This window comes from Sphingomonas sp. GC_Shp_3 (genome assembly GCF_026540945.1).
Taxonomy (GTDB): Bacteria; Pseudomonadota; Alphaproteobacteria; order Sphingomonadales; family Sphingomonadaceae; genus Sphingomonas.
In genome coordinates, this window is record NZ_JALNUT010000003.1 from 85,478 (window position 1) to 105,443 (window position 19,966).

Genomic DNA, 19,966 nt, shown 5'->3' on the forward strand with positions numbered 1-19,966 from the left:
GGCATTTTTCTCGGAGCATAGTCATGCAGCGGCGAGACCTCCTTCTATCTGGTGGCGCGGCGGCGCTGGCCGCGATCTTGCCAACCAGTGCGTTCGCGGCGGATGTGGGTTGGCTCGACGTGCGCCAGTTCGGCGCACGCGGCGACGGCCGCACGAACGATACCAACGCCATCAACCGCGCGATCGCAGCGGCGGCGGCGCGGGGCGGCGGCACCATCCATTTCCCCGCCGGCACCTACCCCAGCTACACCATCCGGTTGATGAGCGCGGTGACGTTGCACCTCGACACAGGTGCGGTCCTGCTTGCCGCGACACCGCAAGGCAGCACCGGCTACGACGTCGCCGAGCCGATCGATCCGGCGTACGAAAAGTTCCAGGATTTCGGCCACGGCCACTGGCGCAACAGCCTGATCTGGGGCGAAGGCCTGCACGACATCGCGATCATCGGGGGCGGCCTGATCTGGGGCAAGGGCCTTGGGCGCGGCGATGGCAAGGACGGCTGGCTCAAGGACGCCAATGGCCCCGGGACCGGCAACAAGGCGATCGCGCTGAAGAACTGCCACAACGTGCTGCTGCGCGACTTCAAGCTGCTCGAAGGCGGCTGGTTCGGCATCCTCGCCACCGGCGTGGACAATCTCACCATCGACAATCTGACGGTCGACACCAACCGCGACGGCATGGATATCGACTGCTGCCGCAACGTGCGGATCAGCAACTGCACCGTCAACTCACCCTATGATGACGGTATCTGCCCGAAATCGAGCTTCGCGCTCGGCTATCCGCGCGCGACCGAGAACCTGACGATCACCAACTGCTTTGTCACCGGCAATTATCAGGTCGGCTCGGTAATCGATGGCAGCTGGAAGAAGATGCCGGCCGATTTCGCCAAGACCATCCACGGGCGCATCAAATGCGGCACCGAAAGCAACGGCGGTTTTCGCAACATCACGATCAGCAACTGCGTGATCGAGGACAGCCGCGGGATCGCGCTGGAGACGGTAGACGGCGCGGTGATCGAGGACATCACGATCAGCAATATCGCGATGCGCGGCACGGTCGACGGGCCGCTGTTCCTCCGCCTCGGCAAGCGGATGCGCGGCCCGGCGGGTGCGTCGATCGGCACGCTCCGCCGCGTACTGATCCAGAACGTGTCGAGTTCGGGGGCGAACCTGCTCCCTTCGGTGATCGCCGGGTTGCCCGATCACCCGATTGAGGACGTGCAGATCAGTGATTGCCATTTCCAGCACATCGGCGGCGCGCCGGTGGCCATGGCGGCGATCGTCCCGCCGGAGAACGAACTCGGCTACCCGGAGGCGACCATGTTCGGCGACCTGCCCGCGACCGGATTTTTCGTCCGCCACGTGCGCGGCTTGCGGATGAGCAACGTCGAGGTGGCGACGATCGCGCCGGATCCCCGCCCCGCGTTCCGGCTGGAGGACGTGGCAGACGCCGACTTCCTCGCGGTGCGGGCGCCGAAGGGCCGCGTCTTTTCGCTCGACCGGGTGAGCGGCTTCACCACCATCGCAACACACGGCGTGCGCGACCAGGCGCTTGCCGGGCCGGCGAATGTGACGCTGTGATGCGCCGCCGCGATGTGCTCGCCGCCGGGGCAGCGCTTGCCGTGTCGGGTCCGCTCGCCGCCGCACCGCCGCAGGCGACCTCGCTCGCCGCGATTGCGCGGGCGAGTGGGCGGCGGTTCGGCAGCACGATGGGCGGCGCCAACTTCGCCGATCCCGCCTACCGCGCGCTCAACGCCGCGCAGTGCGGGCTGATCGTACCGGAAGGCGAGATGAAGTGGGTCGCCACCCGACCCGACGCCAAAACCTTCGACTTCCGCGCCGCCGATGCCATCGTCGCATGGGCCAAGACGAACGGTCTCGGCGTGCGTGGCCACACCCTGCTGTGGCATTACCAACGCTGGTTCCCGAAATGGCTGGTCGAGTATGATTTCGGCCCCCATCCCCACGCCGAGGCCGAACGTTTGCTCGTCGAGCATGTCCGCACGGTTGCCAGCCGTTACGCACCCGCGGTCGACAGCTTCGACGTGGTGAACGAAGCGATCGACTCGGATACGGGCCTGCTGCGCGAGACGACGCTGTCGCGTCCGCTCGGCGGGGCGGAGACGGTGATCGACCTGGCCTTCCACACCGCACGCGAAGCGGCGCCGCACGCGCAACTCGTCTACAACGATTTCATGAGCTGGACCGCCGATGGCGGCAAGCATCGTGACGCCGTGCTGCGGCTGCTCGAAGGTATGAAGAAGCGCGGCACGCCGGTCGATGCGCTCGGCGTGCAAAGTCACCTCGGCAGCAAGTACAGCGAGACACCGACTGGCCTTGGCAACATCGACGAGCGCGCTTGGCGGCAGTTCCTGGACGCGGTGACCGGCATGGGGCTCGACCTGCTCGTCACCGAGCTGGACGTCCACGACAATCCCCTGCCCGGGCCGATCGCGGTGCGCGACGCGGCAGTGGCGGCGCATGTCCGCGCCTATCTCGACCTGATGCTGTCCTACCGGCAATGCGGCACGGTGATGTGCTGGGGCCTGAGCGACAAATATAGCTGGCTGAACGCGTTCCGCCCACGCAGCGACGGGCTGCCGAAGCGGCCATGCCCGTTCGATGCAGACTTCCGGCCAAAGCCATTCCGCGACGCGATCGCCGCCGCGCTTCAAGCGGCACCGATCGCGTCGTCTCCGAAGCCCTCCTAGAAGCGGTAGCCGATCGTGCCCTGCACCGTGCGGCGATTACCGTACCAGCACCATGCGTAATCGAGGTAGCAGGTCGTCACGTACTTCTTGTCGAACACGTTCTGCGCGTTGATGCCGAGCGTCAGCCCTTCAAGGCGGGGCGAGAACTTGCCGAGGTCATAACGCGCCAGCGCGTCAAACACGGTGAAGCCGGGCGTGCTGACCAGCGACGTGCTGCTCGCGGTGATGCTGTCGACCTGCCGCACCGCGCCGCCGATCGCAAAGCCCTCAAGCGTACCGGTATGTGGTGCCCATTCGAGGTTGAAGGACGTGCCGCCCCGCCCGACGCCGAGGATGCCGTTGCCGATCGTCGCCGGGTTGGCGGTGTCCTTGACGGTACGCACTTTCTGCCGGCTGAACGCCAGTCGCGCGTTGAAATCGTGCGGCAGCGGCGCGTTCGCCTCGATCTCGAACCCTTCCGAGCGTACCTCGCCGCCCTGTACGCCGGCGAACGTGATCGGGTTCGATGTCACCACGTTGGTCTGGTTGATATGGAACCACGCGCCGGTCAGCAGGATCTTGGTACCCGGCACCGTGTATTTCGCGCCGAACTCGAGCTGCTTGCCGAGCGACGGCCGCGCCGCGCCGAGCGTACCGTCCGAGCGGGTGACGATGCCGCTCTGCGGTTCGAACGAGGTGGAATAGCTCGCATAGGGCGCGAGGCCGAACGACGTGGTGTAGAGCGCACCCGCGCGATAGGTGAAGCGTTTGGAGTTCTCCGGCGCGTCATCCTTCATCGCGCGCGTGTCCGCCCAATCCTGCCGGCCGCTCAGCAACACCCGCAAGCCGCCGACAGAAATCTGGTCCTGCGCGTAGATGCCGGTCTGCGTCTGGCGCGGGCTTGCCGGTGTCACACCGAAGTTCGCCGGGACAGCGTCCGGCCGGTCCGGCACCATCATCGTGCCGTACACCGGCGCGAAACCGTTGAGCGGCGTTGCACCCCCAAACGCCGACAGCTCATACGCCTTGTTGAACTGGTGATCGACGCCGAGCAGCACGTCGTGCTTGAACGGGCCAGTGTCGAAGCTGCCACTCAGGCGATTGTCGAACACCCAGCCGCTGCCGGTCTCGCGCGTGGCATAGGACGCGCGGCTGTAGGTTTGCCCGGTCGGATCAGACGCGTCGAGGCCACTCGACGAATAGACGATCCCCAGCCGCGACGTGGCATGCTGGTAGCGGCCCGACGCGCGGAACGCCCAGCCGTCGCCGAAATCATGGTTGAGGATGTACGTGCCCGCAACCTGCTCACGGCGGAAGTAATTGCCCTTCTCACCGAAATCGCGGCTGGTCGGCAGCGTGCCGTTGGGGTTGGCAAGATACGTGCCCGACGCTGGGAACACACTGTAGCTGCCGTTCTGCGGATCATGCGAGTAGGCGCCGAGCAGCGTCAGCGTGGTGGCATGGCCGGACCCGAGCGTCACCGCGCCGGAAATCGTCTCCCGCTCGCGCGCGCTGAACGTCTGCTGGGTGTGCGCGCCGTTGACGCTGCCGTAGACTCGCCACAGCACGCCGCCGGCCTTGCCGCCGATATCGCCATCCACACGGTAGAGATCGTAGCTGCCATAGGTGCCCGACACCGCGCCGTACAGCGCCTGATCGAGCGGCAGCTTGCTGGACAGCGCGATCAGGCCGCCCGGGCCGGACTGGCCGTACAGCGCCGACGCCGGCCCCTTCACCACCTCCACCCGTTCCAGCCGGGACACGTCGACCTGCGAGGCGAGATAGCCCGCCCCTTGCGTGACCTTCAGCCCATCGAGGAACTGCGGCGCATCGAAGCCGCGCAGTTTGAACTGATCGTAGACTTCGGCGCTGGAGCCGCGCTGTTCGGTGGTGACGCCCGCGACGAAGCGCAGCGCCTGATTGAGGTTCGACAGGCCGAGATCGGCGATCAGCGCGGAACTGATGACGCTGATCGACTGCGGCGTTTCGGCGATCGGCGCCGGGTTCTTCGTGCCTGCGGAGGATTCGGTTGAGGGCCGCTCACCCTGTACGACGATCGTATCCTGATCGTCGATGGCGGAGCCACTAGCGACGTCGGCGAAGGCCGGGCCACCGTAAGCCACCGAGCCGAGCAGCATCGCGGCGAAAATCTCACGCTTCATCCAAGAGTCCCTTTGCATTCCCTGCGGGAGCCCTTGGCCTATTTGCGAGCGCTTATCAATAGCAGCAAGCTTTCTCGGGTCGGCGATCAGCCGAAAACCACGCCGTCCATCAGCTTGCGCGCCGTCCGCAGCAGCGCGGCGGTCGCGACCTGCCCGTCTTCGCCCACCTCCAGAACGCAGCTCATCTCGCCGGTGGGATGCTCGACGGAGAGGGTCTTGCGTGGTCCTTCCGGGACTACCGCCACCTCGGCCGCGGGCGAACCTGCCACCAGACATGCCGTCGCCACGCTGACCGCGCCAAGCACGCCGATCGTTGCGTGGGCACGGTGCGGGATGAAGCTGCGCACCGTCACCGCGCCGCCGTGCGCGGGGGCTGCGACGAGCATCATCTTCGGCACCGATTTTTCGCGAACGTCGCCGAGGTTCATCAGCGGCCCCGCCTTGAGCCGGATCGCTTCGATCCGGGCCTTCAGCTCGGTCGCATCGTCGAGCGTTTCGCGATCCTCATAGCCGGTCACGCCGACATCGCTTGCCTTGAACACCACACACGGCATGCCGTTGTCGATCAACGTACAGGCGACGCCGTCAATCACGTCGACGGCATTGCCGGTCGGCAGCAGCGCGCCGCAGGATGATCCGGCGGTGTCACGGAATTCAAGCGGGATTGGCGCGGCACTACCGGGCACCCCGTCGATCCGGGCGTCACCGGCATAGGTCGGCACGCCGCCGGGTGTCCGCACGCTCGCCACGGCGATTTGCCCTGTGTTCACCATGAAGATCGCTACACGCGTTTCGTCCCCGGCGGCGGCGACCAGCCCGCGTTCGATGGCGAACGGGCCGACTGCGGCGAGCATGTTGCCGCAATTCTGCGCGTCGGTGACGATCGCCTGATCTACGAACACCTGGAGGAACAGGTAGTCGACATCGACCCCTGCACGCGTGGACGCCGACACCACCGCCACTTTGGAGGTGAGCGGGTCCGCCCCGCCCATGCCGTCGATCTGGCGCGGATCGGGCGATCCCATCACCCGCAGCAGGAACGCGTCACGCGCGGCCGTGTCCGCCGGCAGATCGTCCTTTAGGAACACCGCACCCTTCGAGGTGCCGCCGCGCATCCACATGCAGGGCGCGGATCCATCACTCATATTTCAGCCCCATCGCTTCGAGCTTGCCGCGCATGTCGTAGATGTCGAGGCCGAGGTCGCCCGCCGCCAGCCGCCGGCGCTTGGCTTCTTCGGCGGCCTCGCGCGCCTGCGCCTTGTTGAGCACATCGGCGGCATCGGCGCGCTTCACTACGCACACACCGTCATCATCCGCGACGATCACGTCCCCCGCGTTGATTGCCGCGCCCGCGCAGACGATGGGCACGTTGACCGAGCCCAGCACCGCCTTGACGGTGCCTTGTGCGAACACCGCCTTCGACCACACCGGGAAGCCCATCTGCGTCAGGTCGCGCACGTCGCGCACGCCCGCATCGATCACCAGCCCGCGGCAGCCGCGCGCCATCGCGGAAGTTGCGAGAAGATCGCCGAAATAGCCGTCTTCACAAGGGCTTGTCGGCGCGAGCACGAGGATGTCGCCGGCCTGCAACTGCTCGATCGCGACGTGCACCATCCAATTGTCGCCCGGTGGCGCGGAGATGGTGACGGCCGATCCGGCGATGCGCGTACCGGGGTAAATCGGCCGCATGTGGCTGGCGAGCAGGCCGATCCGGCCCTGCGCCTCATGCACGGTGGCGACGCCGGCGGCAGCGAGCCCATCGATGACGTGCGCGTCCGCGCGTTCGATCCGGGTGACGACCTTGGCCATGCTTGCAATCTCCTTCACGGCCGGCCTGAACATTCCATCAGAGATCACAAATCCGAATTGCAAAAGCGCGATAAGTTTTCTCTAATCCTCGGATATGACCAACGCGTTCGATCTCAATCTACGGCATTTGCGCGGGGTGGCGGCGATCGTGCGCGCCGGCAGCGTCAGCGCGGCGGCGCAACTGGTAAGTTTGTCTCAACCGGCGCTGACGCAAGGGGTGGCGAAGCTGGAGGCGCAACTTTGCACACCGCTGTTCACGCGCCAGGCGGGCGGCATGGAGCCGACCGAGGCGGGGCGCGCGCTGGCGGCGCGGACGGGCGCGGCGTTCGCGCATCTCGCCGCCGCCGTGCGGGGCGGGCGGCGCTTCGCCAATGCCGAGCGGCTGATGACGGCGACGCAGCTTCGCGCCTTCCTCGCGCTCGCCGATGCGGGCAGTTTCGTCGGCGCGGCAAGCGCGACCGCGCTGTCGCAGCCGGCGATCCACCGCGCGGTGCGCGATCTCGAACAGGTGTGCGGGCAGGTGCTGGTCGAGCGACGCGGGCGCGGTATCGCGCTGACCGCTGGCGGGTTGCGGCTGGCGCGCGGCATCCGGCTCGCCCGCGCCGAGATCGCCGGCGGCATCGCCGAACTGACCGCGCGCGAGGGCGGCAGCGTCGTGATCGGCGCGATGCCGCTGTCGCGGGCGATGCTGGTGCCGCGCGCGATCGCGCGGACGGTGGCGGCCGCGCCGGAGATCGAGATCGACGTGATCGAAGGATCGTGGCGCGAGCTGGTCGAGGCTCTGCGCGACGGCGCGATCGACCTGACGATCGGCGCGCTCAGGCCCGAACCCCCAGCCGACCTGACGCAGACGCCGCTGATGACCGACCGGCTGATGATCGTCGGGCGCGCAGGGCACCCGCTCGCCGGCGCCGCCACGCCGACGCCCGGGCAGCTTGCCGCCTACCCCTGGGTGGTGAGCCATGCCGGCGCGCCTTTGCGCGCGCTGTGGGAGCGGCTGTTCGGCGACGGCCCACTGCCGCGTGCGCCAGTGCATTGCGGATCGGTGATGGTGATCCGCGGCATCTTGGCGGAGAGCGACTTCCTCACCCTGCTCTCGCCCGAGCAGATCGCGCTCGAGGTGGACAGCGGCGTGCTGGCGGCGATCGGTCCGGAGCCGGCACTGAGCGGGCGGATCATTGGCGTGACGACGCGGCGGGACTGGCGACCGACGCGGGCGCAGTCGCGGTTCCTGGCGGCGCTCGATCAGGTGGGGGTGCCGGCGCGCGGGGCGTGATGCAAACGATCGGCTAACACGTTTCGGAGAGAGGCAACGGCGATCAAATGTATCGCAATGCGTGTTGCCGTGCGGGCTAGTCGCGTTACCGGGATGGCTATTTTCGCGCGCGACATGGTTTTCGTCGCGAATACGGCACAGACGGGCAAATGCGACAGTTCGACTAAGTTCAGGATTTTGAATATGCCCGCGCGCTTTCCGATTGGGCGCTGCCGCCGGCTGCGGCCAAGCCACGACCATGGAGCGGACGACGGCCCTGATCGGATTCGGCGAGGCGGCGATGGCGTTCGCGCCCGGTCTGTCGGGCGTGCTGACCGCTTACGACCGCAAGACCGACGATCCCGCGCTCGCCGACGACAAGCGCGACGATTACGGCATGGTCGGGGTGCGCGGCTGCGACAGCGCCGCCGCCGCGCTCGACCGCGCGGATGCCGCCTTGTTGCTCGTCACCGCCGATCAGGCGCTTGCCGCCGCGTGGGGCGCGGAGATCGCGCGCGGCACTTTGTGGTTCGACATGAACAGCGTCGCGCCGGACACCAAGCGCGCCGCCGCCGACGCGATCGCCGCCAAGGGTGGGCGCTATGTCGATGTCGCGGTGATGGCGCCGGTGCTGCCGGCGCGGACCGCCGTGCCGCTACTGGTGTCGGGGCCACATGCCGAGGCGGGCGCGGCGTATCTGCGCGACCTCGGGTTCGCGGACGTCCGCATCGTGGCCGGCGACGTCGGACGTGCGTCGTCGATCAAGATGATCCGCTCGGTAATGGTCAAGGGGATCGAGGCGCTGACCGCCGAATGCGTGCTCGCCGCCGACCGCGCTGGCGTGCTCGACGAGGTGCTCGCCTCGCTCGACGCCAGCGAGAAACCGAAACCGTGGGCGGCCCGCGCCGACTATAATCTTGACCGGATGCTCGCACATGGCGCGCGCCGCGCCGCCGAGATGGCGGAAGTCGTCAAGACGCTCGACGCACTCGGCACCGGCTCCATGATGAGCGCGGGCGCCGTGACACGCCAGCGTGCGATCGGCAGCCTCGGTGCAATCCCGCCAGTCGGCCTCGCCGCCAAACTCGATCTGTTGAACCGGAAGGCAGAGCCTGCATGATTATCGATTGCCACGGCCATTACACGACTGCCCCTGCCGCCCATAACGACTGGCGCGAGGCGCAGAAGGCGGCGTTTAAGGCGGGCGGGCCGACCCCGCCCTACCCCATCATCTCCGACGACGAGATCCGCGAGACGCTGGAGACCAACCAGCTCCGCCTGCTGCGTGAGCGCGGTGCGGACATGACGATCTTTTCGCCCCGCGCCTCTGCGATGGCGCCGCACGTCGGCGACGAGGGCGTCGCGCTGGCGTGGGCGCGTGCCAATAACGACCTCATCAAGCGCTGTGCCGATCTGTACCCGGACGTGTTCGCGCCGGTCTGCATGCTGCCGCAGAACCCGAAGGCGGACATGGCCGGCTCGATCGCCGAACTGGAACGCTGCGTCGGCATGGGGTTCATCGGCTGCAACCTCAATCCCGATCCGGGCGGCGGCCACTTCACCGCGCCGCCGCTGACCGATCGGTTCTGGTATCCCTTCTACGAGAAGATGGTGGAACTCGACGTGCCGGCGATGATCCACGTCTCGGGATCGTGCAATCCGGGGCTGCACGCGACCGGCGCCTACTACATCGCCGCCGATACGATCGCGTTCATGCAGTTGATCGAGGGCGATCTGTTCGCCGATTTCCCGAACCTGCGCTTCATCATCCCGCATGGCGGCGGCGCGGTGCCGTATCACTGGGGGCGCTATCGGGGGCTAGCGGCCATGCTCAAGCAGCCGAGCCTCGATACGCATCTGATGAACAACGTGTATTTCGATACCTGCGTGTACCACCAGCCGGGGGTGAACCTGCTCGCCGAGGTGATCGACACCAAGAACATCCTGTTCGGCAGCGAGATGGTCGGCGCGGTGCGCGGCATCGACCCGACCACGGGGCAGTATTTCGACGATACCAAGCGCTATGTCGATGCGCTGCCGATTTCCGAAGAGCAGCGCCATGCGATCTACGAGGGCAATGCGCGGCGGGTGTTCCCGCGGCTGGATGCGCAACTGAAGGCGCGCGGGCTGTGAGCGCGTTTACGATGGACGCGAACTGGTTGTGCTTCGATCCCGAGCCGACCAAGCCCAGCTTCACGCCGCCGCCGGGCGCGGTCGATGCGCATTGCCATGTGTTCGGGCCGGGCGACGTGTTCCCGTTCGCGCCTGAGCGGAAGTACACGCCGTGCGATGCGGGGCGCGACACGCTGTATGGCCTGCGCGATTTCCTCGGGTTTTCGCGCAACGTCGTCGTGCAGGCGACCTGCCACGGCAAGGACAATCGCGCGATGGTCGATGCGCTTGTCCATGCCGGCGGCCGCGCGCGCGGCGTTGCCGACGTGAAGGCGGATATCGGCCACGAAGACCTGGCGGCGATGCACGAAGCGGGCGTGCGCGGGGTGCGGTTCAACTACGTCAAGCGGCTGGTCGATCCCAAGCCCGACGCCTATTATCGCGGCATCATCGAGAAGATCGCCGCGTTCGGCTGGCATGTCGTGATCTATTTCGAGGCGGCCGATCTCGCCGAGAAGCGCGACTTCTTCCTGTCGCTGCCCACCACGTTGGTGGTCGATCACATGGGCCGCCCCGACGTGACGAAGGATGCGGACGGGCCGGAATTCGCGCCGTTCCTAGAGTTCATGAGAAACGACAATATCTGGTGCAAGGTGACCTGCCCGGAGCGGCTCTCGAAATCCGGCCCGCCGACCTACGACGATTTCGTGCCGTTCGCGCGGCAGGTGGTGGAGACGTACCCCGACCGCGTGATCTGGGGCACCGACTGGCCGCACCCCAATCTCAATATGGTCGGCCACATGCCCGACGATGGCTGGCTCGTCGATATCATCCCGCGCATCGCGCCGACGGCGGAGCTGCAACGCAAGCTGCTCGTCGACAATCCGATGCGGCTGTACTGGCCGGAGGAGACCGCATGACCCGCGTGACCGACATTCACGAATATCTCGCCGAGTTCGACGATATCCCCGGCACCCGCGTGTTCACCGCCAAGCGCGCGCGGCAGGGCTATCACCTCAACCAGTTCGCGATGAGCCTGATGAAGGCGGAGAACCGCGAACGCTGGAAGGCAGACGAGCGCGCCTATCTCGACGGCTGGGCGATGACCGAGGAGCAGAAGCAGGCGGTGCTCGACCGCGACTACAACCGGCTGCTCGATCTTGGCGGCAATATCTATTTCATGGCCAAAGTGTTCTCGACCGACGGGCAATCCTTCCTGCAAGCGGTCAGCACGATGAGCGGCATGGGGCTGGACGATTACGCGGCGATGATGCTGGCGGGCGGCCGCAGCCCCGAGGGCCAGCGATCCACCAAGGAGGGCCGCTGACATGGCACGCATCGCCGCCGGCGTCGCCTCGTCGCACATCCCCGCGCTTGGCGTGGCGAGCGATCTCGACAAGACCGCGGAAGCCTATTGGGCGCCCGCCTTCGCCGGCTACGACTGGACGAAAAAGTGGGAGGCCGAGCAGAAGCCGGACGTGGTGATCCTGGTCTATAACGACCACGCCAGCGCATTCGACATGAAGATCATCCCCACCTTCGCGATCGGCTGCGGCGAAAGCTACCCGCCGGCCGACGAAGGCTGGGGCCCGCGCAACGTTCCGGTGGTGGAGGGACATCCCGATCTCGCCTGGCACATCGCGCAGAGCCTGATCCTCGACGAGTTCGACATGACCATCATCAACGAGATGGATGTCGACCACGGCCTGACCGTGCCGCTGTCGATGATGTTCGGCAAGCCCGAGGCGTGGCCGGTGAAGGTGATCCCGCTCGCCGTCAACGTCGTCACCTACCCGCCGCCGTCGGGCAACCGCTGCTGGGCGCTGGGCGAGGCGATCGCGCGCGCGGTCGCCAGTTTCGAGGAAGACCTCAACGTGCAGGTGTGGGGCACCGGCGGCATGAGCCACCAGTTGCAGGGCCCGCGCGCCGGCCTCATCAACGCGGCGTGGGATAACGATTTCCTCGACGGCCTCGTCGGTGACAGCGACCGGCTGCGCCATATCCCGCACATCGAATATCTGCGCGAGACCGGCAGCGAGGGCATCGAGATGGTGATGTGGCTCATCATGCGCGGCGCGCTCGGCCGCGCGACGCGCTGCCTGCACCGACATTATCACGTTCCCGCCAGCAACACCGCGGTCGGGCATATCGTTTTGGAACCCACGGAGCATATCGCATGAGAATCGCCCTCGCCGGTGCCGGCGCATTCGGAGAAAAGCACCTCGACGGCCTTCAGAAGATCGACGGTGTCGAGATCGTTTCGGTCATCAGCCGCCGCGCCGACCAGGCCGCCGCCGTCGCCGCCAAATACGGCGCCACGCACAGTTCGACCGAGCTTGCCGACGCGCTCGCCCGCGATGACGTCGACGCGGTGATCCTGTGCACGCCGACGCAGATGCACGCCGAGCAGGCGATCGCCTCCATGGATGCTGGCAAGCATGTGCAGGTCGAAATCCCGCTCGCCGATAGTCTCGCCGATGCCGAAGCGGTACTCGCCAAGCAACAGGCGACCGGGCTGACCTGCATGGTCGGCCATACCCGGCGCTTCAATCCGAGCCACCAGTTCGTCCACAACCGCATCAAGGCGGGCGCGTTCAACGTCCAGCAGATGGACGTGCAAACCTATTTCTTCCGTCGCAAGAACATCAACGCCAAGGGCGAGGCACGCAGTTGGACCGACCACCTGCTGTGGCATCACGCCGCGCATACGGTCGATCTGTTCGCCTATCAGGCCGGGCCGATCGTTAAGGCCAATGCAATCCAGGGGCCGATCCACCCGGAACTCGGCATTGCGATGGACATGTCGATCCAGATGCAGGCGGAGAGTGGCGCGATCTGCACGCTGTCGCTGTCGTTCAACAACAACGGGCCGCTCGGCACGTTCTTCCGCTACATCGGCGATACCGACACGTATATCGCGCGCTACGACGATCTGGTGAACGGCAAGGAGGAGCCGATCGACGTGTCGAAGGTCGACGTGTCGATGAACGGCATCGAATTGCAGGACCGCGAGTTCATCGCCGCGATCCGCGACGGGCGCGAGCCGAACAGTTCGGTCGCGCAGGTGCTGCCGTGCTACCGCGTGCTCGACGCGCTGGAACAGCAACTGAAGTAAGGACGATTATGCAGACGAGACCGCTCGGGCACCGCACTGTAACCGCGATCAGCCTCGGCTGCATGAACCTCAGCCACGCGTATGACGTGGCACCGTCCGAAGCGGAGGCGAGCGCGCTGCTCAACCGCGCGCTCGATCTCGGCGTGACGATGCTCGACACCGCCGCGCTGTATGGCGGTGGCGAGAACGAGAAACTGCTGTCGCGCACGGTGATGCACCGGCGTGGCGAATTCGCCCTCGCCAGCAAATGCGTGCTCGACATGCCGGGCGGCAAGCGCGTGCTCGACGGTAGCCCGGCGGCGATCACCGCCTCGATCGACCGGTCGCTGGCGCGGCTCGGCACCGATCATATCGATCTGATGTACCTGCACCGGCTCGATCCGAACGTGGGCGTAGAGGACTCGGTAGGCGCGCTCGCCCGCGCGATCGAGGCGGGCAAGATCGGCATGATCGGCCTTTCGGAAATGTCCGCCGCCACGATCCGCCGTGCCCACGCCGTTCACACGGTGGCGGCGGTGCAGAGCGAATATTCGCCGATGGTGCGCAACCCGGAGGTCGCCGTGCTGGAGACTTGCCGCGACCTCGGCATCGCCTTCGTCGCGTTCTCGCCGGTGGCGCGCGGGATGTTGGCCGGCGCGATCCGGACGGACACTTACAAGCCCGGCGATATCCGCGCGACGATGCCGCGCTTCATCGGCGCGGACCTGCGCACCAATCTCGATTTGGTGGCGCGGTTCGATGCGGTGGCGGCGAACGCCGGGCTGACGCCGGCGCAACTCGCGCTCGGCTGGGTGCTGGCGCGGGGGGACCATGTCATCGCGCTGCCGGGGACGCGCAGCATCGCGCATATCGAGGAAGACGTCGCGACGCTCGATACGCCAGTGCCGGGCGCGGCGCTGGCGGCGGTCGACGCGATGTTCCCGATCCACGCGATCGCCGGCCCGCGCTACACTGCGGCGATGCAGGCGATGATCGACACCGAAGTCCTGCCGGGTGAAGTGCTGGCGTGAAGGCAGGCCTGAGGGCGCTGCCTACAATGGCAGCCCGACATAATTCTCCGCGATCGTGGTCTGCGCCGCGACCGAAGACGCAATATAGTCGAGGTCGGCGAGTTGCATGCGTCGATCGAACGCATCCGCCTCGGGGAAACGGTGCATCAGGCGGGTGAGCTGCCAAGAGAACCGCTCCGCCTTCCACACCCGCGCCAGCGCACGCGCGGAATAGCCGGCCACGCCATCCGGGTCGTTGCTGCGGAAATAGCGCGCCAGCGCCTCGGACAGATACGCCACGTCGGACGCGGCGAGGTTAAGCCCCTTCGCGCCGGTCGGCGGGACGATATGCGCGCTATCCCCGGCAAGGAACAGGCTGCCGTGGCGCATTGGCTCGAAAACGAACGAGCGCAGCGGTGCGATCGACTTCTCCAGCGCGTTCCCACGTGTCATGTGCGCGGCGGCATCCGGCCCGAGCCGCAGCGCGAGTTCGTCCCACAGCCGGTCGTCGGGCCACTCTTCGATCTTCTCGTCGAGCGGCACCTGGATGTAATAGCGGCTGCGCGTGGCCGACCGCATCGAGGCGAGCGCAAAACCGTTCGCGTGATTGGCGTAGATCAGCTCGTGATTGCACGGCGGCACGTCGGCGAGAATGCCGAGCCAGCCGAACGGATAGACCTTCTCGTAATGCTGCCCGGCCGAGGCGGGGATCGCCTTTCGCGAGGGGCCGTGATAGCCGTCACACCCACAAATAAAGCGCGCGTCGAGCCGGTGCTGCGCGCCACCTTTCGTGTAGGTGATGTAGGGCGCGTCACCCTCGACATCGTGCGGCGCGAGATCGGCGGCCTCGTAGATCACTTCCAGTCCGCGCGAAGGTGCCGCGTCCATCAGGTCGCGCGTCACTTCGGTCTGGCCGTACACCATCACCTCCCGCCCGGTAAGCGCGGCGACGTCGATGCGGATCAACCGTTCACCATCGGCGAGGTTGAAGCCGTCGTGCGGGATGCCCTCCGCATGCATGCGTTCGCCAAGGCCGAGCCGGTCGAGCAGATCGGTGAGCGTCGTTTCCAATACGCCCGCGCGGATGCGGCCGAGTACGTAATCCGGCGCGGCGCGTTCCACCACGACGACCTCGATCCCCTCGGCACGGAGCAGATGGCCGAGCAGCAGCCCCGCCGGGCCGGCGCCCACGATCGCAACCTGAGTTTTCACGCATCTCTCCGTCTTTTCGTTGACGGCAGGATGCGGCGCGACAGCACGATTGGACATGGCAGGCGCGACCGGATAGTTGGACGATCCAGCAGCTTCAGGCCATGCCGATGCGATCCGCCGCGCCCGCTATTCCCGCCTTCTACCTCTACGGCGAGCCGCAGCGGGCGGTTCGCGAGGGGTTCGTTCATGTCGAAAGCCTCGACGATCGTTCGCGGCCCAGTGAATGGACAATCCAGCCGCATCTTCACCGCGATCTCAATCACGTCTTCGTGATGACCGAGGGCGGCGGGACGATGCAGGTGGACGGTGTCACCTGTGCGTTCATCGCACCCGCGCTGCTGCTGATCCCGGCGGGGGCGGTGCACGGCTTCACCTGGGCGAATGAATCGCGCGGCTGGGTCATCACGCTCGCCGACGCCTATGTGACGCAACTGGCCGAGCGTGACCGCGATCTCGCCACGCTGTTCTACCCTGCGCAGGCGATCGCACTGGATGCGGAGGATCACATCGCGGTCGAGCGCGCGGTCAGCCAGTTGCTTCGCGAACTCGGCTGGATCGGCGTCGGTCAGCGCAGTGCGGTGGAAGCGGAGGTGCTTGCGATCCTGGTACGGGCGCTGCGCCGCGCGGCGGTCGGCGCGTTGGCGGGGGATGCACCGGGGCGCCAAGCGCTGGTGGTGGCGCACTTACGAGAACGGATCGAGACGCGCTTCCGCCTGCGCGAGACGGTCGCGGTCCACGCCGCCGCGCTGGGGGTGAGCGAAACCGCGCTGCGGCTCGCCTGCGCGCGGGTGGGCGGATCGTCGCCGAGCGCGATGCTGGATGAACGCGCGATGCTGGAGGCGCGACGGTTGCTGCTGTACACCGACATGACCGTCAATCAGGTCGCATGGGCAGTGGGATTTGAGGATCCGGCCTATTTCTCCCGCTTCTTCGCGCGTCATGCCGGCCAGTCCCCGCGCCGCTTTCGCACGGCACGGGGTGGTTGAGCTGATCGCGGTCGGTCGCGGCTCCTACGACGTCACCGGATGAAGCGGCTCAGCCCGCGTCGCGGACGCGCTCGTGGTGGCGAATCACCTCGTCGATGATGAACCGCAGGAATTTTTCGCTGAAATCGGGATCGAGGTCGGCCTGTTTGGCGAGACCGCGCAGCCGCGTGATCTGCGCATCCTCCCGGCCGGGGTCGGCGGGCGGCAAGCCGGCGGTGGCTTTGTAACGACCGACCGCCTGCGTCACCTTGAACCGCTCGGCGAGCAGGAACACCAGCGCCGCGTCGATATTGTCGATGCTCTGGCGATATCCTGCCAGCGTTTCGTCGCTCACTCGCGGCCTCCCTCTCGACTGTGACGCGCCTTTTGCGCAGGCGGCCCGCGCCGCGCAAGCCTAATGCGGGCTTGCCTTTGCGCGCCAGTGCCGCCACATCGCGGGAAGATGAGCGCCACGACCCAACGCCTCGAACCCCGCCCAGCACCATCGCTCGATCCGATGGTGGCGCTGATCGCTGCCGATCTGGAACAGGTCAACGCCGTCATCCTCGATCGCATGCGATCGGACATCCCGTTGATCCCGACGCTGGCCGGCCATCTGATCGCGGGCGGCGGCAAGCGCATGCGGCCGATGCTGACGCTCGCCAGTGCGAAGCTGCTCGGATACGATGGTGTTTACCACCATGAACTCGCGGCTGCGGTCGAATTCATCCACACCGCTACCTTGTTGCACGACGACGTTGTCGACGGCTCAGACCTGAGGCGTGGCAAGCGCACCGCCAACCTGATCTGGGGCAATCCGGCGAGCGTGCTGGTCGGCGATTTTCTGTTCAGTCGCTCGTTCGAACTGATGGTCGAGGCGGGCAGCCTCAAGGTGCTCAAGATCCTGTCGAGCGCGAGCGCGATCATTGCCGAGGGTGAGGTCAACCAACTCACCGCCGCGCGCCGGGTCGACACGCCCGAGGAACGCTATCTCGATATTATCGTCGCCAAGACCGCCGCGCTGTTCGCCGCCGCCTGCCGGATCGCGGCGGTGGTTGCGGAGCGAAGCGAAGCCGAAGAAGCGGCGCTCGACGCCTATGGCCGCAACCTCGGCGTGGCGTTCCAGCTTGTCGACGACGCGATCGACTATGTGTCGGACGCCGGCACGATGGGCAAGGATGCGGGCGACGACTTCCGCGAGGGCAAGGCGACGCTTCCCGTCATCCTCGCCTATGCGCGTGGTGACGAGGTCGACCGGACGTTCTGGAAGGCCGCGATCGAGGGCCACCGCAATCGCGACGAGGATTTCACCCACGCGCTCGCGCTGGTGCGCAGCACGCGCGCGATCGACGATACGATGGCGCGCGCGCGCCATTACGGACGGCGCGCAATCGACTCCCTGGCGATCTTCCCCGATGGTCAGGCCAAGGACGCGATGATCGAAGCCGTCGAGTTCGCCATCGCTCGCGCCTTCTAAGGCTCCGTTTTTGGCAACATTAGTCGCCAACAAAATACGCTGAGGATCGTCGCAATCCGTGTTTCCGCCGATCGGTGGTCGGATCGCTTCGCGACAATGACCTTGCGACCTTGCCGCCCGTAATTGCTCAGTGCAGCAGGGCGTCGCCGGCGATGGTAAAGACAAACACGGTGCCCTCCGGGCGAGCCTCCGCCCACAGTTTGCCGCCATGCGCCTCAACGATGGTACGGCAGATCGGCAGGCCGAGGCCGGTGCCATCCGGCTTTGTCGTGCGGAACGGTTCGAACAGGTTGTCGATCATGCCTTCCGGCAGGCCGCGGCCGTTGTCACCTACCGTTACCGTGACGGCATCAGCCCCGCCGACGATCACCACGTCGACTTGGCGATCGTCCTGCCCGGCGGTCGCCTCAACCGCGTTGAGCAACAGGTTGACCAGCACCTGTTCGATCTGCAGCCGGTCGACTGCCACCATTGGCGCGTGCCGCTCGTCATCGAAATTCAGGACAGCACCGACCGCGACCGGCCTGTCGCGAACGTTCGCCCACGCCGCCTGAACGATATCGCCAAGATCCGCGACGGTGCGGGTTATCTCACCACTGATCGTGAAATCACGCATTTTACGGATGATCTTGCCGGCGCGAAGGCTCGCATCGACGAGTTGACCGAGATGTTCGCTCGCCATTTCATTGGCATCGGGAATGTTCGAGGCCAGCAGCATCCGCGAGGTCGCGCCGTAATTGGCGATCGCAGTCAGCGGCTGGTTGAGTTCGTGCGCGAGCGTGGAGGCCATCGCTCCCATCGCGCTCAGCCGCGAGATGCTCAGCAATTTCTCGTTCGCCGCCTGCGCCGCCGACTGGGCCTCATGCAATGGTGTCACGTCCAACGTCATGCCTACCAATCGTCGCCTCCCGTTCGACCCGTCGTACCGGGCGACCACACGCAGCCATCGCGCCGGCCGCTCGACCGATCCGGTCCGTACCGTCATGTCCAGCGAACCTTCGGTTTCGACCGCCCGGCGCATCGCGGCGACCACCAGCGCCATGTCGGCGCCAACCACCTCCGCGGAAAAGCCACCTACCGGGGTGTGACCGGTCATGATATCAACGCTCTCATTCTCTCCGAACGTACGCACGATCCGCGCAGACTCGACGTCATATTGCCATGCGCTTGCGCCCGCCGCCTCCTGTGACAGCCGCAGCCGAGTGTTGGCATCGAGTGCCTCCGCCTGCGCGATCTCCAGTGCCAGCTTCGCGTCGGACACCTCCAGATGAAGCCGGCGCTCGCTGATCCGTTCATGCGCAAGCGCCGCAAACGCCAGCATGGTCGCAGTCGTAATGCTGATGAACAGCAGCATTAACAGCATAGGATCAACGTCGCTGTGGACGAAAACACCGACGTCATTGGATATGCCGGCGAACGCCTCCACGCTTACGACGAGCATCGCAGCCGTCACGCCGCGCATCCGAAACGCCAGCGCTGCCCAGATCAACGGTGGAAAAACCGCCCAGGAGATCGGGCCGGCGTCCCGGCGAAGGAAGATCGGATAGGCGACCAAAGCGGTCACGATCAGGATGATCGCAAAGTGCAGCCAGCGTCGCGGATCCCAGTGGTCCGGCCGCGTATCCGCCCAGGCGAGCATCAACGGAAACGTCAACATCGCACCGGTCAGGTGCCGCAGGCTGCGGCTGAACAGATCGGCCGCGAACGTGACCCCACGCAGGTCGCCGTGCAACGCCATCGGCCCGCTCACGCACGCCGCCATCAGCACGGAGGAGACACAGGCACCAAGGATGACCGGCATAGCGTGTTCGGCCCGTGCGGGGAGTTTTACCCGCCCGACCATCCGCTCCACCACCCACGTGCCGACGACCGGCCCGATCGTAAGCGCAAGCGCGATGACGATCTGCAACACTGGATGTGGAAGACCCAGCACGAGCGCCCCCATCAAAACGGAGATCGGCACGGCCGGCCACATCCGCTTGCCCCACAGCAGCAGGCCGGCCATCGCAACGCCTGTGACCGGCATGATCGGCGGCACCGGTGCGGACCGATTCAGGATGAACCCGATGAGGAAAGCGGCGAAGCAGCCCAGCGTGAGCAGGGCGAAGCGCGTCCACCAACGCCCACTGGCGCTCTCCGTCCCCCCTGGAAAGGCAAAGTTGCGCAACGCGTCCATCGTGC

Annotated in this window: 18 protein-coding genes; 12 read left to right on the forward strand and 6 right to left on the reverse strand. The window is 66.5% G+C overall.

Annotated features, from left to right (window positions below):
• Positions 1-23 precede the first annotated feature (23 nt).
• Positions 24-1,580 (forward strand): glycoside hydrolase family 28 protein, encoded by a 1,557-nt coding sequence (locus OXR00_RS09395; protein WP_267387997.1) that lies wholly within the window; start codon positions 24-26, stop codon positions 1,578-1,580.
• Entirely contained in the window at positions 1,580-2,710 is a 1,131-nt protein-coding gene (locus OXR00_RS09400) for an endo-1,4-beta-xylanase (protein ID WP_267387998.1), read from the forward strand. Before OXR00_RS09395 ends, OXR00_RS09400 begins: the two co-directional genes overlap by 1 nt.
• Here the strand turns inward: OXR00_RS09400 and OXR00_RS09405 are convergent.
• The 3 genes from OXR00_RS09405 to OXR00_RS09415 form a co-directional block, all read right to left on the reverse strand.
• The gene (locus tag OXR00_RS09405; RefSeq protein ID WP_267387999.1) at positions 2,707-4,851 is read right to left on the reverse strand and encodes a TonB-dependent siderophore receptor; all 2,145 of its coding nucleotides are present in this window, start codon (positions 4,849-4,851) and stop codon (positions 2,707-2,709) included. The two genes, OXR00_RS09400 and OXR00_RS09405, sit on opposite strands and share 4 nt — an antisense overlap.
• A gap of 86 nt (positions 4,852-4,937) precedes the next feature.
• Positions 4,938-5,996: a 4-oxalomesaconate tautomerase gene (locus OXR00_RS09410; RefSeq protein ID WP_267388000.1), complete on the reverse strand. Its 1,059-nt coding sequence runs from the start codon at positions 5,994-5,996 to the stop codon at positions 4,938-4,940.
• Positions 5,989-6,660 carry a 4-carboxy-4-hydroxy-2-oxoadipate aldolase/oxaloacetate decarboxylase gene (locus tag OXR00_RS09415; RefSeq protein WP_267388001.1) on the reverse strand — a complete coding sequence of 224 codons (672 nt, stop codon included), beginning with the start codon at positions 6,658-6,660 and terminating at the stop codon, positions 5,989-5,991. Before OXR00_RS09415 ends, OXR00_RS09410 begins: the two co-directional genes overlap by 8 nt.
• A 94-nt stretch (positions 6,661-6,754) precedes the next feature.
• Between OXR00_RS09415 and OXR00_RS09420 the strand changes: the two genes are divergently transcribed.
• From OXR00_RS09420 to OXR00_RS09455, 8 genes are all read left to right on the forward strand, one after another.
• A complete protein-coding gene (locus tag OXR00_RS09420; RefSeq protein ID WP_267388002.1) occupies positions 6,755-7,936 on the forward strand; it encodes a LysR family transcriptional regulator in 1,182 nt (393 codons plus the stop codon).
• A 238-nt stretch (positions 7,937-8,174) separates the two neighbouring features.
• A complete protein-coding gene (locus OXR00_RS09425; RefSeq protein WP_267388003.1) occupies positions 8,175-9,035 on the forward strand; it encodes an NAD(P)-dependent oxidoreductase in 861 nt (286 codons plus the stop codon).
• Positions 9,032-10,048, forward strand: coding sequence for an amidohydrolase family protein (locus tag OXR00_RS09430; protein ID WP_267388004.1), 1,017 nt, complete (start codon positions 9,032-9,034; stop codon positions 10,046-10,048). The genes OXR00_RS09425 and OXR00_RS09430 overlap by 4 nt, the downstream gene beginning before the upstream one ends.
• Before the next feature lie 11 nt (positions 10,049-10,059).
• Complete coding sequence (locus OXR00_RS09435) at positions 10,060-10,947, forward strand: amidohydrolase family protein (protein WP_267388194.1); 888 nt, start codon at positions 10,060-10,062, stop codon at positions 10,945-10,947.
• Positions 10,944-11,354, forward strand: a complete 411-nt coding sequence (gene ligA, locus OXR00_RS09440) for a protocatechuate 4,5-dioxygenase subunit alpha (protein ID WP_267388005.1) — start codon at positions 10,944-10,946, stop codon at positions 11,352-11,354. Before OXR00_RS09435 ends, ligA begins: the two co-directional genes overlap by 4 nt.
• Position 11,355: 1 nt before the next feature.
• Positions 11,356-12,207, forward strand: coding sequence for a class III extradiol dioxygenase subunit beta (locus OXR00_RS09445; protein WP_267388006.1), 852 nt, complete (start codon positions 11,356-11,358; stop codon positions 12,205-12,207).
• A complete protein-coding gene (locus OXR00_RS09450; protein WP_267388007.1) occupies positions 12,204-13,142 on the forward strand; it encodes a Gfo/Idh/MocA family oxidoreductase in 939 nt (312 codons plus the stop codon). The genes OXR00_RS09445 and OXR00_RS09450 overlap by 4 nt, the downstream gene beginning before the upstream one ends.
• Before the next feature lie 8 nt (positions 13,143-13,150).
• Positions 13,151-14,152: an aldo/keto reductase gene (locus OXR00_RS09455; protein WP_267388008.1), complete on the forward strand. Its 1,002-nt coding sequence runs from the start codon at positions 13,151-13,153 to the stop codon at positions 14,150-14,152.
• Between the two features lie 21 nt (positions 14,153-14,173).
• Here the strand turns inward: OXR00_RS09455 and pobA are convergent, their stop codons facing one another.
• Entirely contained in the window at positions 14,174-15,343 is a 1,170-nt protein-coding gene (pobA, locus tag OXR00_RS09460; protein WP_267388009.1) for a 4-hydroxybenzoate 3-monooxygenase, read from the reverse strand.
• A 107-nt stretch (positions 15,344-15,450) separates the two neighbouring features.
• Here pobA and OXR00_RS09465 point away from each other — a divergent pair, with 107 nt between their 5' ends.
• Positions 15,451-16,329 (forward strand): helix-turn-helix domain-containing protein, encoded by an 879-nt coding sequence (locus OXR00_RS09465; RefSeq protein WP_267388195.1) that lies wholly within the window; start codon positions 15,451-15,453, stop codon positions 16,327-16,329.
• A 49-nt stretch (positions 16,330-16,378) separates the two neighbouring features.
• Here OXR00_RS09465 and OXR00_RS09470 read toward each other — a convergent pair whose 3' ends face one another.
• A complete protein-coding gene (locus OXR00_RS09470) occupies positions 16,379-16,663 on the reverse strand; it encodes a chorismate mutase (RefSeq protein WP_242149840.1) in 285 nt (94 codons plus the stop codon).
• A gap of 108 nt (positions 16,664-16,771) precedes the next feature.
• On the opposite strand from OXR00_RS09470, the gene OXR00_RS09475 reads away from it, so the two are divergent.
• A complete protein-coding gene (locus tag OXR00_RS09475) occupies positions 16,772-17,785 on the forward strand; it encodes a polyprenyl synthetase family protein (RefSeq protein WP_267388010.1) in 1,014 nt (337 codons plus the stop codon).
• 127 nt (positions 17,786-17,912) lie between these two features.
• Here OXR00_RS09475 and OXR00_RS09480 read toward each other — a convergent pair whose 3' ends face one another.
• Positions 17,913-19,952: an ATP-binding protein gene (locus OXR00_RS09480; protein WP_267388011.1), complete on the reverse strand. Its 2,040-nt coding sequence runs from the start codon at positions 19,950-19,952 to the stop codon at positions 17,913-17,915.
• Positions 19,953-19,966: the final 14 nt, after the last annotated feature.

Excerpts from the sequence above, each read along its gene's own strand:
- OXR00_RS09445 (WP_267388006.1), top strand. The coding sequence starts at position 11,356 with ATGGCACGCATCGCCGCCGGCGTCGCCTCGTCGCACATCCCCGCGCTT.
- OXR00_RS09455 (WP_267388008.1), top strand. The coding sequence starts at position 13,151 with ATGCAGACGAGACCGCTCGGGCACCGCACTGTAACCGCGATCAGCCTC.
- OXR00_RS09395 (WP_267387997.1), top strand. The coding sequence starts at position 24 with ATGCAGCGGCGAGACCTCCTTCTATCTGGTGGCGCGGCGGCGCTGGCC.
- ligA (WP_267388005.1), top strand. The coding sequence starts at position 10,944 with ATGACCCGCGTGACCGACATTCACGAATATCTCGCCGAGTTCGACGAT.
- OXR00_RS09430 (WP_267388004.1), top strand. The coding sequence starts at position 9,032 with ATGATTATCGATTGCCACGGCCATTACACGACTGCCCCTGCCGCCCAT.
- OXR00_RS09475 (WP_267388010.1), top strand. The coding sequence starts at position 16,772 with ATGAGCGCCACGACCCAACGCCTCGAACCCCGCCCAGCACCATCGCTC.
- OXR00_RS09435 (WP_267388194.1), top strand. The coding sequence starts at position 10,060 with ATGGACGCGAACTGGTTGTGCTTCGATCCCGAGCCGACCAAGCCCAGC.
- OXR00_RS09465 (WP_267388195.1), top strand. The coding sequence starts at position 15,451 with ATGCGATCCGCCGCGCCCGCTATTCCCGCCTTCTACCTCTACGGCGAG.
- OXR00_RS09450 (WP_267388007.1), top strand. The coding sequence starts at position 12,204 with ATGAGAATCGCCCTCGCCGGTGCCGGCGCATTCGGAGAAAAGCACCTC.
- OXR00_RS09410 (WP_267388000.1), bottom strand. The coding sequence starts at position 5,996 with ATGAGTGATGGATCCGCGCCCTGCATGTGGATGCGCGGCGGCACCTCG.
- OXR00_RS09420 (WP_267388002.1), top strand. The coding sequence starts at position 6,755 with ATGACCAACGCGTTCGATCTCAATCTACGGCATTTGCGCGGGGTGGCG.
- OXR00_RS09400 (WP_267387998.1), top strand. The coding sequence starts at position 1,580 with ATGCGCCGCCGCGATGTGCTCGCCGCCGGGGCAGCGCTTGCCGTGTCG.
- OXR00_RS09415 (WP_267388001.1), bottom strand. The coding sequence starts at position 6,660 with ATGGCCAAGGTCGTCACCCGGATCGAACGCGCGGACGCGCACGTCATC.
- OXR00_RS09425 (WP_267388003.1), top strand. The coding sequence starts at position 8,175 with ATGGAGCGGACGACGGCCCTGATCGGATTCGGCGAGGCGGCGATGGCG.
- OXR00_RS09405 (WP_267387999.1), bottom strand. The coding sequence starts at position 4,851 with ATGAAGCGTGAGATTTTCGCCGCGATGCTGCTCGGCTCGGTGGCTTAC.